17 protein-coding genes are annotated in these 23,941 nt (G+C 33.3%); 12 read left to right on the top strand and 5 right to left on the bottom strand.

The window, feature by feature from the left end:
* Positions 1 to 36: 36 nt before the first annotated feature.
* A complete protein-coding gene (locus tag Q0787_RS05765) occupies positions 37 to 1,935 on the top strand; it encodes an amidophosphoribosyltransferase (RefSeq protein ID WP_298901280.1) in 1,899 nt (632 codons plus the stop codon).
* Positions 1,936 to 2,526: 591 nt separating this feature from the next.
* Here the strand turns inward: Q0787_RS05765 and Q0787_RS05760 are convergent.
* Positions 2,527 to 3,135 (bottom strand): superoxide dismutase, encoded by a 609-nt coding sequence (locus tag Q0787_RS05760; RefSeq protein WP_298901279.1) that lies wholly within the window; start codon positions 3,133 to 3,135, stop codon positions 2,527 to 2,529.
* Between the two features lie 113 nt (positions 3,136 to 3,248).
* Here Q0787_RS05760 and Q0787_RS05755 point away from each other — a divergent pair, with 113 nt between their 5' ends.
* The 5 genes from Q0787_RS05755 to Q0787_RS05735 all read left to right on the top strand — a co-directional run bounded on the left by Q0787_RS05755 (position 3,249) and on the right by Q0787_RS05735 (position 12,781).
* Positions 3,249 to 6,401, top strand: a complete 3,153-nt coding sequence (locus Q0787_RS05755) for an exodeoxyribonuclease V subunit beta (RefSeq protein ID WP_298901278.1) — start codon at positions 3,249 to 3,251, stop codon at positions 6,399 to 6,401.
* 22 nt (positions 6,402 to 6,423) lie between these two features.
* A complete protein-coding gene (kbl, locus tag Q0787_RS05750) occupies positions 6,424 to 7,617 on the top strand; it encodes a glycine C-acetyltransferase (protein WP_298901277.1) in 1,194 nt (397 codons plus the stop codon).
* 125 nt (positions 7,618 to 7,742) lie between these two features.
* Positions 7,743 to 9,101 carry an OmpA family protein gene (locus tag Q0787_RS05745; RefSeq protein ID WP_298901276.1) on the top strand — a complete coding sequence of 453 codons (1,359 nt, stop codon included), beginning with the start codon at positions 7,743 to 7,745 and terminating at the stop codon, positions 9,099 to 9,101.
* A 69-nt stretch (positions 9,102 to 9,170) separates the two neighbouring features.
* Positions 9,171 to 11,936 carry a PD-(D/E)XK nuclease family protein gene (locus Q0787_RS05740; RefSeq protein WP_298901275.1) on the top strand — a complete coding sequence of 922 codons (2,766 nt, stop codon included), beginning with the start codon at positions 9,171 to 9,173 and terminating at the stop codon, positions 11,934 to 11,936.
* Entirely contained in the window at positions 11,933 to 12,781 is an 849-nt protein-coding gene (locus Q0787_RS05735) for an alpha/beta hydrolase (protein WP_298901274.1), read from the top strand. Before Q0787_RS05740 ends, Q0787_RS05735 begins: the two co-directional genes overlap by 4 nt.
* Positions 12,782 to 12,788: 7 nt before the next feature.
* Here the strand turns inward: Q0787_RS05735 and Q0787_RS05730 are convergent, their stop codons facing one another.
* The 3 genes from Q0787_RS05730 to Q0787_RS05720 are packed head-to-tail and all read right to left on the bottom strand — an operon-like array spanning position 12,789 to position 16,744.
* The gene (locus Q0787_RS05730) at positions 12,789 to 15,233 is read right to left on the bottom strand and encodes a TonB-dependent receptor (RefSeq protein ID WP_298901273.1); all 2,445 of its coding nucleotides are present in this window, start codon (positions 15,231 to 15,233) and stop codon (positions 12,789 to 12,791) included.
* A 38-nt stretch (positions 15,234 to 15,271) separates the two neighbouring features.
* Positions 15,272 to 16,171: a FecR family protein gene (locus Q0787_RS05725; RefSeq protein ID WP_298901271.1), complete on the bottom strand. Its 900-nt coding sequence runs from the start codon at positions 16,169 to 16,171 to the stop codon at positions 15,272 to 15,274.
* Between the two features lie 51 nt (positions 16,172 to 16,222).
* Complete coding sequence (locus tag Q0787_RS05720; protein ID WP_298901270.1) at positions 16,223 to 16,744, bottom strand: sigma-70 family RNA polymerase sigma factor; 522 nt, start codon at positions 16,742 to 16,744, stop codon at positions 16,223 to 16,225.
* Positions 16,745 to 16,858: 114 nt separating this feature from the next.
* Between Q0787_RS05720 and Q0787_RS05715 the strand changes: the two genes are divergently transcribed.
* From Q0787_RS05715 to Q0787_RS05695, 5 genes are all read left to right on the top strand, one after another.
* A complete protein-coding gene (locus Q0787_RS05715) occupies positions 16,859 to 17,290 on the top strand; it encodes a thioredoxin family protein (protein WP_298901269.1) in 432 nt (143 codons plus the stop codon).
* 4 nt (positions 17,291 to 17,294) lie between these two features.
* Entirely contained in the window at positions 17,295 to 18,272 is a 978-nt protein-coding gene (locus tag Q0787_RS05710; protein WP_298901268.1) for an FAD:protein FMN transferase, read from the top strand.
* A gap of 20 nt (positions 18,273 to 18,292) precedes the next feature.
* Positions 18,293 to 18,505, top strand: coding sequence for a DUF4266 domain-containing protein (locus Q0787_RS05705; protein WP_298901533.1), 213 nt, complete (start codon positions 18,293 to 18,295; stop codon positions 18,503 to 18,505).
* 1 nt (position 18,506) lies between these two features.
* The gene (locus Q0787_RS05700) at positions 18,507 to 19,967 is read left to right on the top strand and encodes a DUF3570 domain-containing protein (RefSeq protein ID WP_298901532.1); all 1,461 of its coding nucleotides are present in this window, start codon (positions 18,507 to 18,509) and stop codon (positions 19,965 to 19,967) included.
* A gap of 339 nt (positions 19,968 to 20,306) precedes the next feature.
* The gene (locus Q0787_RS05695) at positions 20,307 to 21,374 is read left to right on the top strand and encodes a LamG-like jellyroll fold domain-containing protein (RefSeq protein WP_298901267.1); all 1,068 of its coding nucleotides are present in this window, start codon (positions 20,307 to 20,309) and stop codon (positions 21,372 to 21,374) included.
* A gap of 101 nt (positions 21,375 to 21,475) precedes the next feature.
* Here Q0787_RS05695 and Q0787_RS05690 read toward each other — a convergent pair whose 3' ends face one another.
* Positions 21,476 to 23,257 (bottom strand): hypothetical protein, encoded by a 1,782-nt coding sequence (locus tag Q0787_RS05690; protein ID WP_298901266.1) that lies wholly within the window; start codon positions 23,255 to 23,257, stop codon positions 21,476 to 21,478.
* A 152-nt stretch (positions 23,258 to 23,409) separates the two neighbouring features.
* Between Q0787_RS05690 and Q0787_RS05685 the strand changes: the two genes are divergently transcribed.
* Positions 23,410 to 23,934: a sigma-70 family RNA polymerase sigma factor gene (locus Q0787_RS05685; protein WP_298901265.1), complete on the top strand. Its 525-nt coding sequence runs from the start codon at positions 23,410 to 23,412 to the stop codon at positions 23,932 to 23,934.
* The last annotated feature ends 7 nt before the right edge of the window (positions 23,935 to 23,941 follow it).

The raw sequence follows: 23,941 nt of genomic DNA, 5'->3' as shown, positions 1-23,941 counted from the left end.
TTTAATTTTGGTTCACTCAAAAACAACAACACAACAATGAGCGATGCTTTAAAACATGAGTGCGGAATTGCACTCATTAGACTTAAAAAACCATTAGAGTATTACAAAGAAAAATATGGAAGTGCATTTTATGGTGTAAATAAAATGTACCTCATGATGGAAAAACAGCATAATCGAGGACAAGATGGAGCTGGATTTGCAAGCATTAAGCTAGATACCAAACCTGGAGAACGATACATTAGTCGTGTGCGCTCTATCGCTCAACAACCTATCCAAGATATTTTTGCGCAAATTAACGAGCGTATTAATGAAGAATTAATGGAGCATCCAGAATATCAAAATGATGTTGCGCTTCAAAAAAGACACATTCCTTATGTAGGGGAATTACTTTTAGGTCACGTTCGCTATGGTACTTTTGGTAAAAATAGTGTGGAAAGTGTTCATCCGTTTTTAAGACAAAACAACTGGATGCACAGAAATCTTATAGTTGCTGGAAACTTTAATATGACCAACGTTAACCAATTATTTGATGGGTTGGTAAAGTTAGGTCAGCACCCAAAAGAAAAGGCAGATACCATAACTATTATGGAAAAAATTGGTCATTTCTTAGATGATGCTGTTGCCAAAATTTATAAGAAACTAAAAAAAGAAGGGTATAATAAAAATGAATGTTCTCCATTAATTGCCGAACGCCTTAATGTTGCTAAGATCTTAAAGAAAGCATCCAAAAACTGGGATGGAGGCTATGCTATGGCTGGACTTTTAGGTCATGGAGATGCCTTTGTTTTAAGAGATCCTGCAGGAATTCGTCCTGCTTATTATTTTGAAGATGATGAGATTGTTGTTGTAGCCTCAGAGCGTCCAGTAATCCAAACCGTGTTCAATGTAGATTTTGATGACGTCAAAGAATTAGCTCCTGGTCATGCTATTATCACCAAAAAATCTGGAGAGGTTTCTATTCAGGAAATTATTAAACCCCTCGAGCGTAAAGCCTGTTCTTTTGAACGTATCTACTTTTCTCGAGGAAGTGACGCTGAAATCTATCAAGAACGTAAAAACTTAGGAAAACTTTTAATGCCTAAAGTGCTTAAAGCTATTGATAATGACACAAAAAACTCGGTGTTTTCTTATATTCCAAATACAGCCGAAACATCGTTCTTTGGAATGATAGAAACTGTTGAGCAATACCTCAACGAAAGAAAAACTAAGGCTATATTAGATGGCAACGGAAAACTTTCAAAAGCAAGTGTTATTGACATCCTTTCTGAAAGACCTCGCATTGAGAAAATTGCTATTAAAGATGTAAAACTTCGAACCTTTATAACTGAGGATAGTAGCCGTGATGATTTAGTGGCCCATGTTTACGATGTTACATACGGTGTTATTAAACCAACGGATAACTTGGTTATAATTGACGACAGTATTGTTAGAGGAACTACACTTAAGAAGAGTATTATTAAGATGATGGATCGTTTACATCCTAAGCAAATTATTGTAGTTTCTTCTGCGCCTCAAATTAGATATCCAGATTGTTATGGTATAGATATGGCAAATTTAGAAAGCCTTATTGCCTTTAGAGCAATGCTCGAACTGCTAAAAGAAAACGATAAATATCATATGGTTGAAGAAGTTTATAAGAAGTGTAAAGCACAATTAGACTTAAAAGATACGGAGGTTAAAAATTTCGTAAAAGATCTATACGACGAATTCACATCAGATGAGATATCAGATAAGATTGCCGAACTCATTTCTGATGATACAGTGAAAGCTAAAGTAAAAACGATCTTTCAGCCTATAGAAAATCTACATGAGGCTTGTCCTAAAAATTTAGGAGATTGGTATTTTACAGGAAATTATCCTACCGCTGGAGGTAATCGAGTGGTTAACAGAGCTTTTGTTAATTTTTATGAAGGAACTAAAGAAAGAGCCTATTAGATAAATTGTTGAATTTTTTACACTTTATCCTAAAAAAAGTGCTTTTTACCAGAAAAAAATGCATTTCGTCTAATATTTAATCAACCTTTTCCAATAAACACATACATTGGTATCACCATAACATAAGTAGGTTAAGTTCATGGTAGATTTGGGGCAAAAAAAGGTGAACTTCTGTTCACCTTTTTTTATTTACATAACTATTAGTATTTCAATAAGTTAATCCTCAAAACCTTCAAATTTTAAAAGATCTAATAAACAGCTGTTAATCAATCTATTTGTATACTTATCTAAAGTTGAAGTTCATTTAAGGTTCTTAAACTATCAGAAACAGTGATTTTTCCGTTTAAGCCAATTTATTCGTCGTTGGTCTAAAAAATTAAAATATTAAATAAAAGTGCCGTTATATTTGTTTCACCATAACATAAGTAGGTTAAGTTTATGGTAGATTTGGGGCAAAAAAGGTGAACTCTCGTTCACCTTTTTTCATTTTCACCTCGTTCCTTTCCTAATAATATTCGTTTTTATTTCAGACTCATAAAAAAAAGCAAACCCAATTGAGTTTGCTTTTCTAATTTATTATTGAGAAGTCAATTACTTTGCCTCAGCATAACGTCTCTCAACTTCATTCCAGTTAATAACTTTAAAGAATGCTTCAATATAATCTGGTCTTCTATTTTGGTAGTTTAAGTAATACGCATGTTCCCAAACATCCAATCCTAAAATTGGAGTTCCGCCACATGTTACTCCTGGCATTAAAGGATTATCCTGATTTGGTGTAGAACATACTTCAACCTTTCCTCCTTTGTGAACACATAACCATGCCCATCCAGAACCAAACTGTGTCGCCGCGGCCTTACTAAAGGCTTCAATAAAAGCATCTTTAGAACCAAAAGCAGCATCAATAGCATCTTTTAAATCTCCAGAAAGATAGCCTCTATCTTCTGGGTTCATTACCTCCCAAAATAGTGAATGGTTATAAAAACCACCACCATTATTTCTCACACCTTTATTAGTCATGTCTAGATTATCTAAGATATCCTCAATGGATTTTCCTTCTAAATCTGTACCTGCGATGGCCGCATTTAATTTCGTAGTATATCCATTATGATGTTTTGAATGATGTATCTCCATAGTACGCGCATCAATATGTGGTTCTAATGCGTCATATGCATATTTTAATTTCGGTAATTCGAAAGCCATAATATTATTGGTTTTATTGTTAATATTTAATTCCTTCAAATTTACATATAAAACAGCGCAATTAAAAATATTAAATACCTATGAACTCATAGATAGTTTTTATAATTTTAAGCGTGAAAAATCAAACAAATTTTACGATTTATAATGCTTCAGCTGGGAGCGGAAAAACCTTTACCTTAGTTAAAGATTACCTTAAAATTTTGTTTCAATCTAATAGCAAATTAGCCTTTAGAAATATTCTGGCACTTACCTTTACCAATAAAGCCGTTAGTGAAATGAAGGAGCGTGTTATTGACATGCTTAAGGCGTTTTCTGAAGATCATATTTTAGAAGCTCCAAACAGTATGTCTAAAGTTTTAATAGACGAGCTTGATATTGATTTGCAAGAACTACATGACAAGTCAAAAATATTATTAAAGCGTATTGTACATAACTATGCCGCTTTTGACATTTCTACTATTGATAAGTTTAACCACAAGTTAATTAGAACATTTGCCTATGATCTTAAACTACCTGTAAACTTTGAGGTAGAATTAGACACTGCAACAATGCTAGGCAAGGCTGTTGATAAACTTATAGACAAAGCAGGAAGTGACGCTCAGCTTACCAAAGTATTAGTCGATTTTGCAATAGAAAAAACCGATGACGACAGGAGTTGGGACATTAGTTATGATTTTAATGCTATTGCTCAATTATTGGTTAATGAAAACGAAATCTATTACTTAAACGCATTAAAAGACAAAACTTTAGCAGATTTCAAAGCGCTTAAAATTGAGCTTCAAAAACAACAAAGTTCCATAGAACAACAAATCATCAGTTTAGCCGAAGCAGCGCTTCACCTTATAACAGATAACGGTTTGGAGGATGAGGATTTTACGCGTAAAACTCTGCCCAATCACTTTAAAAAAGTTAAGACCTTAAATTTTAATGGGCTTTACAGTAATAAATTGCAAGAAAACATAGCTTCCAATACATCAATTTATAATAAAACAATTGAGGCTCAAAAAGCGACATTAATTGATAGTTTATTACCAGAAATAGAAACGTATTATCTAGCCATCAAACGACTAGTTTACACCTCTAAATTTTTAAAAAATGCTCTAAAAAACATAACGCCTTTATCGGTTTTGAGTGCTATCGGTCAAACGCTTAAAGAGATTAAAGACGAGGATGACATTTTGCTTATTTCCGAATTTAACAACCTCATCAATAGTGAAATTAAGGAACAACCTGCGCCTTTTATCTATGAACGTATAGGTGAAAAATTCAAGCATTATTTTATAGATGAGTTTCAAGATACTTCGGGTTTACAATGGCAAAATTTAATCCCGTTGGTAAACAATGCCATATCAGCAGAAAACCTTAGAGGCGAAACAGGAACAGCCATGTTAGTTGGAGATGCTAAACAAGCTATTTATCGTTGGCGAGGAGGTCGTGCCGAGCAATTTATTGACTTGTATTCTAAAAAAGACAAACCTCTTGCTTTAAATCAGGTGGTGAAAGATTTAGATTTCAATTTTCGAAGTCATCAAACTATAGTAGAATTTAACAATTCCTTTTTTGATCATATTGCAAATTTCGCGTTCTCCAATCCAGATCACCAACAGCTTTATAAAAATGCCAAACAAGACATCTCTATTGAATCTGGTGGTTACGTCGACATGTCATTTTTAAATATCAAAGACAATGACAAAAACGACCTGTATTGCGAAGCCGTTTTAGGTACTATAAAAAAAGCTAAAAGTCAAGGTTTTAAACCAAAAGACATTTGCATTATTGTTAGAAAAACCAAGGAAGGCATTGCTATAGCAGAGTATTTAAGCGATTTAGATATTGATATTATCTCTTCCGAAACTTTATTGCTCAAAAATGCTCCTGAAGTACAATTTATAAATCAACTTATCACCTTAAGTCTGCAAACACAAAACGATGAAGTGAAAATCAAACTTCTCGATTTTATTGCAGAAGAAAAATTAAACCTTACAAACAAGCATGAGTTTTTCAGTCGTTTAATTCACCTGAAACCAAGTGCCTTATTTGAAACTCTAAATACTTATGGGTTTACGTTTAATTACAATACCTTTTTGCAGTTACCCATATATGAAGCTATTGAAAGCGTCATAAGAGGATTTTGTTTGAATGAAACATCCAATGCGTACATCCAGTTTTATTTAGACGAAGTGTTTGATTACTCCCAAAAATACAATGCCAGTTTTTCTGGGTTTTTAGATTATTGGGATCGCAAAAAAGACAAATTAAGTATTGTATCTCCCGAAAGCGAGCATGCAATTCAAATTATGACCATTCATAAATCTAAAGGTTTAGAGTTTCCAGTCGTGATATTTCCATATGCAAATCAGGATATCTACTTTGATATGAGTCCGAAAGTGTGGTTCCCTGTAAACGAAAATCAATTTAGTGGTTTCTCTCATTTATATATCAACTTAAATAAAGATTTAGAGGCGTTTAACGAATTGGGCTCCAAAATTTATAATGATTATCGTTCTCAATTAGAACTAGACAGCCTTAATTTGCTTTATGTTGTATTAACAAGAGCAATGTCTCAGTTATATATTATTTCAGAATATGATGTAGATAAAGCAAAGCAAGAAAAACTAACGCTCTATTCTGGTTTATTTATCAATTATTTGAAGTCTATAGGTCTCTGGAATGACCAACAAATGACTTATAGTTTTGGAGCTTGCGAAGCACCTGCCTTCATTGAAGAAGACCAACTCCAAACCGTTGAGCAGCAAGAATTTATTTCAACCCGAAAAGAAGATCTTAACCTCAACATTATTACCAGTTCAGGTAGCTTATGGGACACGGTTCAAGAACAAGCCATAGAGCGGGGAAATCTGGTTCATCAATTAATGTCGTTGATAAAAACAAAGGCCGATGTTAATTTCGCATTAGATCATTTTTTGAGCACAGGAATTATTAATTCTAAACAATCAAAACTCCTAGAAAATATCATTAATAAACTCATAAACCATAACGACTTAAAGTCACTTTTTGAAAGCCATTATACGGTTTACAATGAACGAGATATTATATCCAAAAACGGACAACTATTGCGCCCAGATAGAGTTGTTGTTAACGCTCAAAACCAAGCCATCATTATAGACTATAAAACAGGATTGCAAGATTCTAGTCATAAAGAACAGCTTTTCGATTATCAGTATGTTTTGGAAGAAATGAACTTCGAAGTGATAAAAAAAATACTAATTTATATTAATGATGATATTACCATAAAAGAATTTTAAATTTGTAAAAAATCAATCAATCATGTACGGAAAAATACAAGAACACTTACAAAACGAAATCTCAACTATAAAAAATGATGGTCTCTTTAAAGAAGAGCGTATTATAACCTCTCCTCAAGGTGCTGAGATCACATTAAATACAGGACAGACCGTTTTGAATTTTTGTGCCAATAATTACCTTGGTCTATCATCACATCCAGATGTGATTCAAGCCGCAAAAGATGCAATGGATACTCACGGTTTTGGGATGTCATCTGTGCGTTTTATCTGTGGAACCCAAGACATACACAAAACATTAGAGCAAAAAATTGCTGATTTCTATGGAACCGAAGATACTATATTATATGCCGCTGCTTTTGATGCTAATGGCGGTGTATTTGAACCATTGCTAGGAAAAGAAGATGCTATAATTTCAGATTCTTTAAACCACGCCTCTATTATTGATGGTGTACGTTTATGTAAAGCAGCTCGATATCGCTATGCCAATAATAATATGGCAGATTTAGAACAGCAACTCATTGCGGCTAATGACAATGGAGCTCGATTCAAAATTATAGTTACAGACGGTGTGTTTTCAATGGATGGATTGGTAGCGCCTTTAGATGAAATATGTGATTTAGCCGACAAATATGACGCGCTTGTTATGATTGATGAGTGTCATGCCACTGGATTTATTGGTGAAACAGGTCGAGGAACTCTAGAAGAAAAAGGTGTTTTAGGTCGTATAGACATTATTACAGGAACACTCGGAAAAGCTATGGGAGGTGCTATGGGTGGTTATACTACTGCAAAAAAAGAAGTTATTGAAATTTTACGTCAACGCTCTAGACCATATCTTTTTTCTAACTCTCTGGCCCCAGCCATTGTGGGTGCTTCTATAAAAGTATTTGATATGTTAGCCAATGATACGACTTTAAGAGATACTTTAGAAAGCAATACCAATTATTTCAAAGCAGGAATGAAAGCGGCTGGTTTCGATATTATTGATGGAGATTCGGCTATTGTACCAGTCATGCTCTATGATGCCAAGCTATCGCAAACCATGGCTAAAATGCTTTTAGACGAAGGCATTTATGTTATTGGCTTCTTTTTCCCAGTGGTACCAAGAGAAAAAGCAAGAATACGCGTACAACTTTCGGCAGCTCATACAAAAGCACATTTAGATAAGGCTATTGAGGCATTTACTAAGGTTGGCGAAACACTTGAAATTATTTAAAATCAGTCCAAACTCCTTATTTTTAGTACGTATAATCAATATTTTTATATATTTGTCTTTGTTAATAAAATTTAACAACTTACTTTTGCCTTTAATTAACACTTAAAATTAAAATTATTTAGAATATGAAAAATCTTAGCAGATTATTATTCGTTTTGTTATTATCATTAAGCTTCAGTGCTAATGCACAAGACCAAAACAACCCGTGGAAATTTGATATCGGTGTCAATGCTGTTGACCTTTATCCAGTTGGAGAAGATGCGCCATTAGGCGAATACTTTGACGAATTTTTTAACGCAAACGATCACTACAACTTTTTACCTTCTTTATCTAGATTTTCTGTATCGAGATATTTAAGTGATGGGTTTAGTATTTCTGTTGCTGGTTCTCTTAACCAAATTAAGAAAGTAGGAGATTCTAGAGCTGATGAGTTATCTTACTATGCTGCTGATGGAACTATTTCTTACAGCTTTGCTGACCTTATTAAGTCTAATACTGTTGACCCTTACTTAGGTGTTGGTGGTGGTTACACTTGGATTGATGAAATCGGAGCTGGTACTTTAAATGGTACTTTAGGTCTTAATGTATGGTTTAACGATAACTTAGGTTTTAACGTTCAAACTTCATATAAGCACGCTTTCGAAGATTACTTACCTAAGCACTGGCAACATTCTGCTGGTATTTCTATCAGATTTGGTGGAAAAGACACAGATGGTGATGGTATCTACGACAAAGATGATGCTTGTCCAGACGTTCCTGGTTTAGAAGCATTCAACGGATGTCCAGATTCTGATAACGATGGTATCGAAGATTCTAAAGATGATTGTCCAAACGAAGCTGGTTTAGCTGAGTTTAACGGATGTCCAGATTCTGATTCTGATGGTGTTGCTGATAAAGATGACGACTGTCCTACAGTTGCTGGTTTAAAAGCTTTAAACGGTTGCCCAGATGCTGATTCTGATGGTGTTGCTGATAATGCTGATGACTGTCCAAACGAAAAAGGTCCTTCTGCTAACAAAGGATGTCCTTGGCCTGATACAGATGGTGATGGTATCTTAGATAAAGATGATCAATGTCCTAACGAAGCTGGTACTGTTGCTAACAACGGTTGCCCAGAAGTTAAGCCTACTGAAGAAGTAATGAAAACTTTAAATAGCTACGCTGAAGATATTTTATTTGATACAGGAAAAGCATCTTTCAAAAAAGAAACTGACAATGTATTACAAGCAATGGTAGCAATCTTTAAAGAGTATCCTAAAGCTGATTTCTCTATCGAAGGTCATACTGATAGTGTAGGTTCTAAATCTACAAACCAAGCGTTATCTGAAAGAAGAGCTAACGCAGTTAGAAATTACTTAATTGCTAACGGAATTAGCGGAGACAGATTAACTGCTGCTGGTTTTGGTGAAGACTATCCTAAAGCTACTAACAAAACTAGAGCTGGTAGAAAAGAAAACAGACGTGTAGAAGTAAAACTTAAATAATAAGTTTCACTCCAAACATAAATAATAAAAAAACGCTCCGAAATTCGGAGCGTTTTTTATTTTTATAGAATGAGAACATTCATAGACGAGGTTATTTTAAATTTAATAGAAACTAATCATAATATTTCTCAACTTACTTTTGTCTTGCCTAGTAAACGTGCAGGTACTTTTCTTAAACAAGCCATCTCTAATCATGTCAATAAAACACTATTTTCTCCCGAAATTATATCTATTGAGGAGTTTGTAGAAACGCTTTCAGATTTTCAATATGCGACTAATGCGGAGCTTTTATTTGAGTTTTATGATGTCTACCTTAAAAATACACCCAAACAAAATATAGAGCCTTTTGATAAGTTTTCTAAATGGGCTCAACTGCTATTACAAGATTTTAACGAAATAGATCGTTACCTCATCAAACCAAATCATGTATTTGATTATTTATTGGCCATAAAGGAAATTGAACATCATCATTGGTCTTTAGATGAAGAACCCACCCAGTACATAAAAAATTATATCCTGTTTTGGAATCGTCTGAAAATATACTACTCAAAGTTTCAGAAACAGCTAAAACAAAAGAAAAAGGCATATCAAGGTCTGGTATATCGTGAAGCCGTTAATAATATTGAACAATATATTGCTCTAAATTCTAATAAATCATTCGTCTTTGTAGGTTTTAATGCACTTAACAAAGCCGAAGAAATTATCATCCAAGAACTCTTGCAACAAGATATGGCCCAAATCTACTGGGACATAGACAAAGCCTTTATAGACGATCCTATTCACGACGCAGGGCTTTTTACGCGATCCCATAGAAAACATTGGAAATACTTTAATAAACACAAGTTCAACTGGGTTGGTGAGTCCTATTCTCAAGAAAAGGACATTCACATTATTGGCGCCCCAAAAAACATCAGTCAGGTAAAATATGTTGGCGAATTATTACAACGTATTAATGCCGAAAAAGGAAACTTACAAAGCACTGCCGTTGTTTTAGGCGATGAATCACTGCTATTACCACTACTAAATTCGATTCCTAAATCTATAAATACTATAAACATCACAATGGGACTGCCGCTAAAAGTTATCCCATTGGCATCATTATTTGAAGCATTGTTTAATATTCACAAATCGAACTCTAAAACATTATACTACAAAAACATTATCGAGGTATTGTCAAATCAGTTTATAACACCTCTATTTCAAACTAATGGGATCAATAAGGCTCAGCATATTATAAATCATATTCAAGTAAACAATAAAGTATCTCTAACTTTAGAGGACTTAATGCATGTAGCTCCCGAACATCACGAGCTCTTAACCGTATTGTTTAGTTCCTGGGATGATAAGCCAAAAACTGCAATACGTCATTGCCTCGCTCTTATTGCAAGCATAAAAACCGCCCTAAGTCTTGACAAAGAAAACAACTTATTGGCTCTAGAATATCTATACCGCTTCTATCAAGTGTTTAATACCCTAGACACTCTAAACACTTCCTTTTCGCATATTAATGCGATTGCAACCTTATTGAGCTTATATCGTGAGCTCATAAAAAGTGAAACACTAGACTTTAAGGGAGAGCCTCTCAAAGGCTTACAAATTATGGGAATGTTAGAATCTCGTGTTTTAGATTTTGAAACCGTTATTATAACATCAGTTAACGAGGGTATTTTGCCATCCGGAAAAAGTTATAACTCCTTCATTCCTTTTGATGTCAAAATAGAAAATGAATTGCCTACCTATAAAGAGAAGGATGCCGTTTATACCTATCACTTCTATCGTCTTTTGCAACGCGCAAAATCGGCCTATATTCTTTATAATACAGAACCTGATGTTCTTAATGGAGGTGAGAAAAGCAGGTTTATTACCCAATTGGAAGTAGAGAAAAAGCATCAAATAAAAAATTATGTCATATCTGCTCATGTGCCCTCAATAGATGAAAATCTAAGGCAAATTCAAAAAACACCAGATGTACTTAGTATCTTAGATAGCGTAGCTCAAAAAGGATTTTCGCCTTCCTCATTGACTAATTATATACGAAACCCTATAGATTTCTACTATAACAAAGTCTTAGGAATTAAACAATATGAAGAGGTTGAAGAAAGTGTAGCTTTTAATACCCTAGGAACTGTCATTCACAATACGCTTGAAGACTTTTATAAGCCGCTAGAACATCAGTTACTCACTGTTGACCTCATTAAAAAAATGAAATCTCAGATTACTAAAACCGTACATCATCACTTTAAAGCGGAATTTAAAGAAGGAGATATTACAACTGGTAAGAATCTTATTATTTTTGAGATTGCTCAACGTTATATATCAAATTTTTTGAATTTAGAAATTCAAGATCTTACTAAAGGTAATACCATTAAAATTGTTGCTATTGAAACCGAAAACAAAGTCCCTGTATATATAGAAAAACTCGATAAAACAGTTTTTCTTACAGGAAAAGTTGACCGCGTAGATCAATATAACGGCACAACAAGAATTATAGATTATAAAACTGGACGTGTAGAATCTGGAAAAGTTGAAATAGTTAATTGGGAAGCTATTTCAACAGATTACAATAAGTATAGCAAGAGTTTTCAAATACTCATGTATGCATATATGATGTATAAGTCTTCGATGATTAGCCTGCCAATAGAAGCAGGAATTATTTCATTTAAAAACCTAAGTTCTGGTGTCTTAAAATTTGCAACTAAACCAACTAGTAATAGTAGAACCAAGAATCATTCTATAACACAGGACACCTTAGACGCTTTTGAAATTGAACTCAAAAAGTTAATTATTGAGATTTATGATTTGAATGTAGATTTCAATGAAAAAGAAATAACATGATACGTAAAAATCAAGTTTTATACAGAACAAATAAAAAGCCAATTGTTTGGGACGCTTTTTTCAATGCAAATGGAAATAAAAAACCCATAGTCATTTTCTGCCATGGATATAAAGGATTTAAGGATTGGGGGTGTTGGGATTTAGTGGCCCAAAAGTTTAAAAACAGTAATCTGTTTTTTATAAAATTTAATTTTTCACATAACGGCGGAACCGTTGAAGACCCAATCGATTTTCCAGACTTAGATGCTTTTGCTGAAAACAACTACTCAAAAGAACTTGACGATTTAGACGATTTAATTGAGTTCATTAGGTCCAAGTCGTTTGAATATAAGCAAGAGGTAGACCTTAATAATATTACTTTAATAGGCCATTCTCGAGGTGGAGGGATTTCAATATTAAAAACGTCTGAAAGCAACAGTATTACGAAACTCATTACTTGGGCGAGTGTAAGTAGTTTTGGAAAACGAACATCTACCACTGGAGATTTAGAACAATGGAGGAAAGACGGAGTTAAATATGTATTAAACGGAAGAACTAAACAACAAATGCCTCATAACTATCAGTTTTATGAAGATTTTAAAGCTAATGAAAGTCGATTACATATTGAATCTGCCATAAAACGAATCACTAAACCTGTGTTAATTATTCATGCCCAAGACGACCCTTCAGTAAAATTTGATGAGGCTTTGGCCTTACATTCTTGGAACCCAAAAAACACATTAATTACCATAGATAATTCTAACCACGTATTTGGAGCAAGTCATCCTTGGAAAAAAAATGATTTACCAAAACCATTAGACCTTGTAGTTATTAAAACGATTGCTTTTATAACCTCAGGAAATTAATAGTTAATTAAATAAACAACTTAAAAGAAATATTAGGTGTAAACCCTAATGAAAACCGTTGAATTACCTGTTCTAATATAATTTCTCGCTCTTCTGGTGTTTCGCCAGTTGTGCCTTCTATAGCAATCCCACCATCATCTAGAGGTTTTCGTTCTGCTTTGTAAATTACGTTTATTGGTTTTATCCTATTGTAAATATTTAAAAATGATATACCAAATTGTGCATCTGTTTTTTTAATCTTAAAATCATATAAAACCGACGCATCTAATCTATGAAAGCTTGGCAATCTATCACTATTTATTACGCCAAAATTTACAACTCCCGCATTTTCACCATCAGCATCAACTTCTATAGTATAACTGTTTACAGGCGTTATTGGTTTACCTGTTCTTATTTGCCATCCTATTGCAAACTGCCATTGGTTTAATTTAAGCGAATTGGATATTCTAAATTGATGGGTAATGTCGTTATTACCATTAAATTTAGATGGTGTATCGGCTAAGTTTGGGAACCGAAAAATAATATCATTAAATGTATAACCAAGCCAAATTTTATAGTTTTTTCGCTTATATTTTAATAAAACGTCAATCCCTTTTATAGTACTTTCTCCTTTTTCTAAATTTTCCAAGGGATTACTAAATCCGTTAGTAAAAGTTGTTAGTCCTTTTAGTTCTTTATAATAAAAATCTACGTCAATGTTTAAGTTTTTATGGTAATACAATAATCCTCCTGAAATTTGATTACTAGAGAGCAATGGATATTGATCATTATCTGATAATCGCCATAAATTATTTTCAAGACGTAATTCTGTATGATTAAACTCTATTAACTGTGAAATGGGTTGATTTCTTCTTTCTATTGCGATTTTTGTTCTGAGACGTTTGCTTAAAGGGTATTCAAAATTGACACGAGGTTCAATTAAAAATTCATTTAAACTACCATAATGTGAAAATCGCAAACCAGCATTAATCAAGCCTTTATTTTTTAAGCCTATACTGTACTCTGCAAATAATGCATTCTTAAGATTATGATCGTCTTGCAATAAGACCTCTTTTTCAAGTTCTAGAGGCTTTTCTTTACTTATGGTAACATCTAGATCTGTATAAGACAACTGATAACCCAATGTTAGTTTCTGAGTGGCAGTAATTTGTCTAAAGGACATAAAGTTGACGCCAATATCTGTAATATTATTTTCTCTAATATTAACTTCGCTCAGGTCTAAAATACCATCTCCTGTTTCATCTTTGATTTCATCGTTCTGATAAAAAGAATTGTATTCAGAAAAGTAAGCTGTAATCTCCTCTTCTTGCTTTTCGTTACTTTTATGTTTCCAGTTAAAACTTAGTCCTTTATTTTGAGTGATTAGCGAATCTACAAGGACTTCATCTCCACCTTTAAAATCGAAATCTAAACGATTTCTAGTATACAATGCGCTAAATTCGATGTTATTTCTTTCATTTGGTTTAAAAATCAACTTAGTACTAACATCGGCAAAATTAAATGTATTATTGCTAGTTTCTGGACTAAAATCATCGTCGGTTTCTAACTGCAAAATATTTCCATTAATATCTCTAGCAACACCAAAATTTGTAAAAATTTTATCTACATAACTATTGTAAGTAGGCGTTTTTAATAGGTCCGAATACGACCTTCTTGCAAATAGATATAACCCTATCTTACTTGATAATGGTGTTTTAACATAGCCATTTATAGATAAACCATCTATTTCAAATCCTCCTTTAGTGTTTTCATAAATTTTATTGCCACTAGAAATATCTATAATCCCAGAAATACGATCACCATATTTAGCACTTGTTCCTGATCTATAAATGGTAGCTTTTTGGGTGGCAAAAGGATTAAATAACGAAAACATGCCATAGAAATATCCAGTATTGAATAATTTAATATTGTCGTATAGCACTAAATTTTGATCTGGGGAACCACCTCTAACTTGTATTCCTGTAGCCGATTCATCTAAAGTTGAAACCCCAGGAATTAGCTGGATACTTTGTGCGATATCAGTATTTACCATTCCAGGTAAAATCCCTAACCTTTCAGTATCAACAACAATAGAACCGTCTTTCTTTTTATCTATCCCGTTTGTAACATATCCCAGAATAATAACATCATCTAATGTTTCAATAGGCAGCAGTTTATCGCGATCTATATTGGGCGTGACTATAATCTGATTGTCGGATATTTTTTTAAAAATCAAACCCGTTTCACTTTCTAAAACCGACAAAAACTCTACCCAAGTAACTTGCTTTAAATCAAGACTAACAAGAATACCTTCGACAACATCAGACGCAAACGAAATGGATACATTATTTTTCTCTTGAAGCTCTTTTAATACTTGAGACAAAGGGGTTTGAGTGTATTTGAAATTCTGTTTTTGCTGCGCAAAAATCGTCATAGAAAAAAAGAATACTAAAACAAAAAAATAATGTTTCATATTTGTTGATTTGGGAATCCAAATTTAGGTTTTGTATTTTATTCAGACAGGATAATCGTTTGCTTCTCGATTTTATAATTTATTCCCATTGGGATTAATGTTGCCTTTAACGCCAAATCCAAATCATTATGATTAAAACTTCCTGAAAACAATCTGTTTTTGTTAATGTTATGAGCATCAAAAGTGATATCGAAATACTGCGTTAATTCCTCTAATACTAGATGTAACGGTTGCTCGTCAAATTTTGAAACACCTTTTCTCCACAAAGGTGATTCTTCTTTAAAAAGTACATCTTCAACCAGATTATCATCAATTATTATTTGCATTCCTTGGGTCAAAATTTTCGAAGAAGATGCATCGCTCAACTGAGAAAACTTAACCTTTCCTTCGTAACATTTCAATTCAAAATAAGATCTGTCTTTTATATTAAACTTTGTTCCTAATACCTTAACTATACCCTTTGAAGTCTTTACTTTAAAATCATTGTTTTTTGTAACTATGAAATAGGCTTCACCATCTAAATTTACCGTTTTATTATTTGACCAAAAGAAGCGCTTTAACGAAAGACTGGAGTTAGCGTTTAAATGCACCTTTGAACCATCTTCTAGAACGATTGTTTGCGTTTCACCAATTGCATTTGTATAGGTTTTTGATGAATTGAAAAATACACCTAACGCTATAATTAACATGGCAGCGACAGTAATAGTTTGCCAAAGACGAATTGTTTTAGGTTTGTTTTGTTTTAGTTTCTGCTTTACATCATGCAGTGCCTTTTCGACATCAATATCGGGACCATCTAATAATTGAGACTCCCTATTAATGAGTTTAAACTGTTTATATGTCTCGGTCTTTTTAAAGGCAATAAGTTCCTCGTCAGATAGTTCTCCTGCAATCCAGCGTCCTAAAAAAGTATCATCATTATCGTAATTTTTCATCATATATTATAAGCTTCTAACTATAAGACATTTAAATTAAACCCTACCCTATTTTTATACTTTAATATGCGCTCCAAGCAGGTCTCGTAATTCCCTCAAGGCTTTACTCATTCGACGCTCTATTGCTTTAACTGTAAGACCTGTTATTTCTGCAATCTCTTTATATGTTTTATCTTCAACCCTACTTAATAAAAAAACCTCCCTTTCTTTAGGGTTTAACATGTTAATAGCTTGCTTTAGTTTTATTCGAAACTCATCAACTTCTATTAAAAAATCTGGACTTTCATAATTTGTATGTTCTTCTACTGTTTTCTGATGCTTTAAAACTACTTTTTCATGCGCGACTTCATTTAAAAATGAATGGTTACATGCAGAATAAATATAAGATTTTGCTTTTGAGTAAATAATAGTAGCACAAAGCTTCCAAATTTTAATAAATACATTCTGAACAATATCCTCTGCTTGATGTAAATTTCCACATTTATAATAAATGTATTTCGTTACTGGCTCGTAGTATTTCCGAAATAATTCGTTATAAATTTTTTCTTCACAAATAGAAGGTTCTTTTTCTGACATCTTTTAACTAATGAGAGTTCAAAAATACTCAAAGCACTAAAATATATCATCAAAAATAGGGTGAAGTTGTTTTTTCGTGTATTAACTATAGAGACCAATACGTAATTCTTTACCATGAAACTACTTCTTTATTTACCATTTTTAATTTCATTTAGTGTTTTTTCACAAGATTGGAATACTAACTTGGAAACTGCCAAGTCTATAGCTCAAGAGAATGAACAAACTATAATATTAGTGTTTCAAGGGTCAGATTGGTGCGCACCTTGTATGAAATTGGATAGAACTATTTTTCAATCGGAAACATTTAAGTCTTATGCAAAGTCTCATTTTGTGATGTTAAAAGCAGACTTCCCTAGACGAAAAAAAAATGCGCTAAGCGAAAAGCAGCAAAATCACAATAAGAAGTTAGCTGAGATGTATAACAAATATGGATACTTTCCACATGTAGTTGTACTCGATGGAAAAGGTAATGTCTTAGGAGAGACAGGATTTAAAAAGACAACACCTGAGGCCTACATAAAATTATTAGAATCTTTTAAAAAATAGATAAATGAAGAAGCTAATTATTTTGGGTCTATTGTTTTGTGTTAACTATACAGCCTTAGCTCAGGGCACTTACAAACGTGTTTTAAAGCTAATGGGGAGTCGTTTTGATATTACTGTTATAGCTACAAATTCTATTGAAGCCAACACATACATAGATACAGCAGTATCTGAAATATCAAGAATAGAAAAATTAATTTCTTCATGGGACAAAAACTCTCAAACTTCAGAAATAAATAGAAATGCAGGCATCAAACCTGTAACTGTAGATAAAGAACTCTTTGATTTGATTAAAAGAGCCATTCAAATATCTAAACTAACAGAAGGTGCTTTTGATATAAGTTATGCATCTATGGATCGCATTTGGAAATTTGATGGATCCATGACCGAAATGCCATCTGAAGACCGTATCAAAAAATCTGTTGAAAAAGTAGGCTATAAGAACATAATATTAAATGAAGACAACTACTCTATATACCTAAAACACAAAGGAATGAAAATTGGGTTTGGAGCTATTGGCAAAGGATATGCCGCAGATAAGGCTAAAGAATTATTAAAAAAAATAGGTGTCGAGGGTGGAATTATTAATGCTTCTGGAGACATGAATACATGGGGAAAACAACGTTCAGGTAAAGATTGGCAAATAGGAATTAAGAACCCCCTAAATAAAAATAAAGTATTTGCACTTCTCCCAATTTATGAGAGCGCTGTGGTTACCTCAGGTAATTATGAAAAGTTCGTTGTGCTTAACAAAAAGAGATTCTCTCATATTATTGATCCACGAACAGGTTATCCTAGCAGCGGTATTGTAAGTGTAAGTGTGTTTTCCGTAAGCGCCGAACTAGCCGATGCCTTAGCAACATCAATCTTTGTTATGGGAATAGATGTTGGACTAGACTTTATTAATCAATTACAAAATATAGAGTGCATTATTGTTGATGATACCGGAAAAGTATTCTACTCTAAAAACATCAATATAAAATAAAACAATCAAAAAAATTAATGATGATAAAAAAAGGAATTTCTATTACAGTAATACTGCTATCTCTAAGCTCATGCGTGGCTGTTAAAGAGTATGATAAAGTTAATATTAATGATCCAGATATGGCATTATCCGCAAACAAAATAGATCGTTTTGAAACTAATTTTCATGTCTACAGAGAAGGTGCTTCTGGAGCAAATGGAGGAAAAACAGGCGGAGGCTGTGGCTGTAACTAATATGAAATATCTATTCGTATCGATTTTGTGTTTCTTCTCTTTGCTTTTGCATTCTCAAGATAAGAATAAAGATTCTATATCTTCAGGTTATAAAAAACGCGTATTAGAAACAACAGAAGTTGATTTTTTAATGAGTTATTACCAACAAGATGGAACTCATGCTTCAGTAACTGGAGGCATAGGCGACGAGCATCTTACAGATATAACCCCAACTATTGTCGTTGCCATACCGTTAAATGCAGATGATGTATTAACTATAGATGCAGGAATTTCTGCATATACCTCGGCGTCTTCGAGTAATTTAGATCCTTTTGATTCTTCTGGAGCTTCTGCTGGAGGAGGAGATGACGATGACAACGAAGGCAATGCAAATGCATCTCCAACAGGTAGTCCGTGGGTAGAATCATCGGGAGCCTCTGCAAAGGATGTTTGGGGAGGAGTTACTGTTAGTTATAGTCATAGTTCAGATGATAGAAATAATATATGGAGTGTTAATGCTGGATTTGCAACTGAATACGACTATACCTCAATCGGCTTTGGTGGAGGATTCACTAAATTGTTTAATGAAAAGAACACAGAATTAGGAATTAAAGCACAAGTTTTTCTAGACACTTGGAGCCCAAGATACCCAACAGAAATAGACTCGTATAATGAAGCTGGTGGAGATCTTAATAACGGTTTTTTTAGTGGTATCGATATTCTAGATCAACAAGGGCAGGCCATTGATAAAAATGGCGCCATAGTTTGGAATCCATTCAATACAACACTTATACAAGATGAGTCAAGAAATTCTTATTCCTTATCCCTTAGTTTTTCTCAAATAGTGAGTAAAAATGCACAATTCTCTTTGTTTTTAGATGTTATCCAACAAAAAGGATGGCTCGCGAACCCCATGCAACGCGTTTATTTTAATGATAGACCAAACTATTATATAGGAAATGCAGCAAATATTCCTAATTATACATCACCAACAAATACTGATGTTTTTCAACTAGCAGATGATATCGAACGATTGCCTGACACACGATTCAAAATTCCAATTGGAGCTCGCTTTAACTACTATATAAATGAAAATATGGCGTTAAGAACGTATTATCGATATTATTTTGATGATTGGGGAATTAACTCGCATACAATAAGTATTGAACTTCCTATTAAATTGGGTAACGGTAAATTTACCTTCTATCCTAGTTATAGGTTTTATAACCAAACCGCGGCAGACTATTTTGCACCTTATGAAGCCCATACGTCCTCCTCAGAGTTTTATACATCAGACTACGATTTATCAGGTTTTAATAGCAATCAATATGGCTTAGGGTTTAGATATACAGATATTTTTACAACGTTTAAAATCTTCAATTTTGGTCTTAAGTCATTTGATATAAAGTATAGCATTTATGATAGAAGTGACGGACTTAACTCTAGCATTATTTCTAGCGGATTTAAGTTTGTATTAGATTAGAAAAGACCATATGAATCCCAAATATTTATGAAGCCCATGTATAACAAAAACTATAAATTTTATAGAGTAATCATCCCATTTACTTTACTAGTATCCCTGGCTCATGTTCTACTACTCTTAATATACCTCCTATAAAATATAAAATGAAACATTCCAAATAATGAACTAATAGATACCCAATGCGCTTGTATACTTCTTTTATATCCGATTAAGTATTTTAAAAAACCCGATTAAACATCATTTATTCATGATGAATTACAATTTTTTTAATAAAAAAAATAGGGTAAGCTCAGAATTACATGTCATAAGAGTAACAAACATTATTTAACCTATTTAATTATGAAAAAACAATTACTTTTTTTACTTGCAATGGTATTTTTATACCAAACTTCAACAGCCCAAACTGCTACAGGATTAGACTTTGATGGGCAAGTCGCTTCATGGGATTATATAGAACTTCCCGATAATGATTTATTAGATTTCACAACAAGTTTTACTTTCGAGGCTTGGGTGAATTTTGATCAAATAAATAGAACAACAAACGGATGGGACTGGGAATGCATCTTTGCTAAATCCAGATACACCGAGTCATACGGACTTATGTTGTTAACCGATGGAGCAAATAAGATTTTTCGTTTTTATCATGCTGGGATTGGTGCCAATTTCACCGATTATCAATGGAATACTGTGGCTCCAGATCAATGGTACCATATAGCTGTGACCTTAAGTAGTACCGAAGTGAATTTTTACATTGATGGTATAAACGTTCGAACTCAAGCCGTTTCAGGAAACTTAACACCTAATAGTAGCCCTCTAAGAATTGGTGCTGGTACCACGGCAGGTGGCGATCCATATCCTTTACAAGGCATGCTGGATGATATTCGTATATGGAACTATGCAAGAAGTGCTAGCGACATTGCAGACTCGAGAAATTGCGAATTAAATGGAAGTGAAACTGGATTAATCTTAAACTTTGATCTCAACCAAGGTATGGTAGATACAGATAATACTGCAATAGCTATGGTTACTGACAAGTCTTCAAATAGTTTAAACGGAAGTTTAAATGGTTTTCAACTAATGAATGTAGAAGGTAATTTCAGAGTCACTTCTGCTAATGGTATTTCAGGGTCTTGTGATACCTTATCTGTTAGTGATCTGGACAGCAATGAAAGTGATGTGTCTCTTATACCTAATCCAACAATTAATGGAACATTTAGAATTAAACACTTAGGAAATTCCGAAATAGAAAAAGTATCTATTTATGATATTTCAGGGAAGTTGATAAAAGAAGAAACAAACATAACAGACGGTCAACGTTTTGATATTTCCGAATGTACTTCAGGACTATATTTAATAGAGCTTAAATACACTGAAGGCATACTGACTAAAAAGCTTATTAAAAATTAATTAAGGGAGAACTAAACGCGGTTTAGTTCAAAATTAAGCCCAAAACTTTCGTTTTGGGCTTTTAATTATATCATATTTCACCTTTTTAACACGTTTATAAACTATAGTTTTTGAAGAGTTAAAGTATCTGTTCCGCCGCCGCCGCTCACATCTTGGATAACCACTTCAGTACTTGAAACAGAAATAACATCCCAGTCATCATCATTAAATTCTTCAAAAGGTATATCTGTTACAAAATCTAAAGCCATTTGATTTCCTGAGCTAAATACAGACCAAGTTCCATTATTTGTATTAGAACCGTTTGATGCTGATACAGAACCATCCATATTAAAATCTAATTCGTAACCTGAATAGTTAGAGGTTTGGTCATCAGCATCTTCAGTATAAGATGCAACTATCCATAACCCGTCTGTTAGTATTGCTTCCAAATCATCATTACCATTGCCTCCGTCGAATGGGTTTCTTTCAAAGGTTAAAAAATCTTCCGAACCATCTCCACCACTAACATCTTTTAGCCTAATTATATCATTAGTTACTTCAAGAACATCCCAATCGTCAGCTAATTCATCTAAGGGAATACCAGTTCCAAAGTTTAGGTTTAATCCAAGCTCGGTATCATCTCCCGATGTTGTTGACCATGAACCATTAGTAGATCCACTTGTATCTGTCGCTGTTGCAGTATTATCAGATGAAAAATTAAATACGTAATCTGAAAAATCTGATGTTTCGTCAGTATCATCAAAGAAATAAGTTATATACCAATCTCCATTTATAAGGGCGTTAACTAAAGCCGTGTCATTGATTGACCCATTAGACTGACAATCACTTTCAAAGCGTAATCTATCATCACCTAATCTTAGGTCTACATCTACTTCGTCATCATCTTGTTCAATTTCATGTAAATTCCATGTATCATTAAAATCAGGCAATCCTGTAACATTTATAACGACGGAAATATTATTACCTGTACCTGAAGCTTCCCAAGTTCCATTAAAAGAGTTAGTTCCTTGAGTAACTAAAATTGTTCCATCACTATTAAATTCAAATACATATCCTACATAATTGTCCTCAAGGTCATCGTCATTGCGTTCTAATTTATCAACAGTCCATTCAGAACAATCCGCAAAAACAGTTTCTAGGTCATTGGTCGTACAGTTATCACAATCATCATCATCAAAATCATTATCATCATCTTCATCACAGCTATCATCTGCAATCTCAATGACACCCTCTAATTCTTGTATGTTATTTATAGTCTGCGTAGTTCCATCTATAAAAATCACTATAATCGGGAAGTTAATTGTTACCGCTGCAAATTCGTCTAAATCATCAATAAAATCATACATATCATTATCATTATTGATTGTTATAGAATTGATTAAATCGTTGTTTTCATCATATATAGATGCCGTAATTGGATACTGAAAGTCTATACATTCTATATCGTCATCATCTTCGTTTTCGCCATTGCAATCTGCTACTAGTATTGCTAATTCAGAATCTGAGTTGACTGTAACAGTGGAAAAATCAGTTAGTATAACTGTTATTGGATATGAAATCACAACAGAATCTACATCGTCGTCAAATAAGTCGATAATATCTTCAATATCCTGATAACCATCATCATCATTAATGGTAATCTCGATACCATTAACTGTTACGGTAACGGGTAACTGCACGCTTAAACAATTGGCATTATCTATAATGTTATCGTCAGAACCATCATTGGATGCAACGTTACTCATAAGGTTAGCAATTGTTGAATTCGCTTCAATAGTGTCTTCAACAGGCGGGTCGATTGCTAAATCGTCTTCGGTTCTACAAGATGTCATAGTGAATAAAAAACCTATAACTAGTAGTAAAATTGGTTTCAATGTTTTCATAATGGAATGGATTTTATTAAATCTTAAGTTCGTTAATCAATTAGTTTTTAAATAACCTCTTTATTCTTAAAACAACCCATTAAAAAATTGTCCCAAGAAAAGATGAATTTTTTTTATTTATCTTTCTATATAGAAATTGAAAAACTGAATCCTTGTCAAAATCATTACATCAAGATATATGTGATAAGACTCGCTTCTCAAAACTTTACGAGAAGTATGCTCAATCATTGAGCAATATTCTTTTATATAAATATGGTCAATTATTAAATCCAGCAGACAAAGTTCAAGAAGCATTTATTAAACTCTGGAAAAATTGTGCTAAAATCAAGCCAGAAACTGCTAAATCATATTTATACACCACAGCAAATAATATGATGCTCAACGAGGTCAAGCACCAAAAGGTTGTTTTAAAACATCAACAAGTAAAACCAAAGGATTACACAAACGAATCTCCAGAATTTATTCTACGCAAAAAAGAATTTCTAACCCGATTTGAACGTGTATTATCACAGTTAAAGGAAGAAGAAAGAGTTGCATTCTTACTGAACAAGGTAGATGGTAAAACTCATAAAGAAGTTGCAGAAATTTTAGGAATCACCAAAAAAGTCGCTGAGCACAGAATTTATGCGGCTTTTAACAAATTAAAAAATGAGCTTGAAGAGCTCAAGCGAAAATAATTCTGGG

The organism is uncultured Psychroserpens sp. (assembly GCF_947492715.1).
GTDB lineage: Bacteria > Bacteroidota > Bacteroidia > Flavobacteriales > Flavobacteriaceae > Psychroserpens.
The sequence above is the reverse complement of the archived record's forward strand: the minus strand, read 5'-3'. Positions and strand labels throughout refer to the sequence as shown.